3 protein-coding genes are annotated in these 1,339 nt (G+C 31.3%); 1 reads left to right on the top strand and 2 read right to left on the bottom strand.

Annotated elements, in window-relative coordinates; genetic code table 11:
- The first annotated feature begins 302 nt into the window (after nucleotides 1-302).
- Complete coding sequence (locus tag HG1285_RS01265; protein ID WP_008289436.1) at nucleotides 303-728, top strand: M67 family metallopeptidase; 426 nt, start codon at nucleotides 303-305, stop codon at nucleotides 726-728.
- 28 nt (nucleotides 729-756) lie between these two features.
- On the opposite strand, the gene HG1285_RS01270 is transcribed toward HG1285_RS01265, so the two are convergent.
- Both HG1285_RS01270 and HG1285_RS01275 read right to left on the bottom strand, forming a co-directional pair.
- Entirely contained in the window at nucleotides 757-966 is a 210-nt protein-coding gene (locus HG1285_RS01270; RefSeq protein WP_008289435.1) for a cold-shock protein, read from the bottom strand.
- A gap of 142 nt (nucleotides 967-1,108) precedes the next feature.
- Complete coding sequence (locus HG1285_RS01275; protein ID WP_032497172.1) at nucleotides 1,109-1,315, bottom strand: cold-shock protein; 207 nt, start codon at nucleotides 1,313-1,315, stop codon at nucleotides 1,109-1,111.
- Nucleotides 1,316-1,339: the final 24 nt, after the last annotated feature.

Genomic DNA, 1,339 nt, shown 5'->3' with positions numbered 1-1,339 from the left:
AAATTTAGTATAGGATAAGCTACCAACTGCCCCTCTCCATGAAATGTTATACTTCCTCCTCTTTCTACTTCAAAAAACAGGGATATTTTCAGGGATATTATATATATGCTCTTTTTTTGTTCTTTTTCCACAAGTATAAACTGGGTAATGCTCACCTATCAGTATGAAGTCTTCCTTCAGAGAACCTTCTCTTTTTTGATTAAATAATTCTTCCTGTTTCTTTAAAACAGTGATGTAATTTTCTTTCCCAAAGTCTATAATATTTAGCATAGTAATAAAATTATTACATAAAAGAGGTTGGTATGCTTATAATTTCACAAAAGCTTATTGATGAAATAAAGAAACAGGGTGAAGAAGGTTATCCTTATGAAATATGTGGGTTTTTAATTGGAAAAATGGATTATCAAACAGACACAAGAGAAGCTTTAGAAGTATATCAGGTGGAAAATCAGAATAAAGAAAGGGCAAATGACAGATTTGAAATAGACCCTAAAGATTATTTAAAGGTTGAAAATTATGCTGACAGTAAAGGTTTACAAATAGTAGGTATTTACCACACTCACCCAGACCATCCAGATAGACCATCTCAAACTGATTTAATGTTTGCACAACCAGATTTATCTTACATTATAATGTCAATTGAAAATGGAAAATATAAAAGTTTTAGAAGCTGGGTATTAGATTTAGATGAAAATAAATTTAAAGAAGAAAAGGTAAAAATAGTATAAAGGCGGGGGATTAACCCGCTTTATAAATTTAAAACGTTTTAGTTACGTTTGCTGCTCTAAAACCTTTTTCATCCTGAACAACTTCAAATTCTACTTTTTCGCCTTCTTCAAGGTTTTTAAATCCCTGTCCGTTAATTGCAGAAAAATGAACAAATATGTCTTCTCCTGTGTCTTCTCTGGTAATAAAACCAAATCCTTTTTTTGAATCAAACCATTTAACTGTTCCTGTAGTACTCAAAATAAAACCTCCAAAGTTTATAAAATATTATTTCTTAATAAGAATCCAAATTACTGATTGATTTCCTTTTGGAAAGAAAATTTTGAATCTTTATTAAGAACAGGGAGACGATAATCTCCCTGTAATAACAGTCAAGATTGATTTATAATTTAACTACTTTTTGTGCTCTTGGTCCTTTCTCTTCCTGAACAACTTCAAACTCTACTTTTTCGCCTTCTTCTAAGTTTTTGAAACCCTCACCTTCAATAGCAGAGTAGTGAACGAAGATATCACCCTGGTTGTCATCTCTAGTGATGAAACCAAATCCTTTCTTTGAGTTGAACCATTTAACTGTACCTGTGATACGCACGACAAAATACCTCCAAAAAAATAT

The sequence above is a fragment of the Hydrogenivirga sp. 128-5-R1-1 genome, from assembly GCF_000171895.1.
The sequence above is the reverse complement of the archived record's forward strand: the minus strand, read 5'-3'. Positions and strand labels throughout refer to the sequence as shown.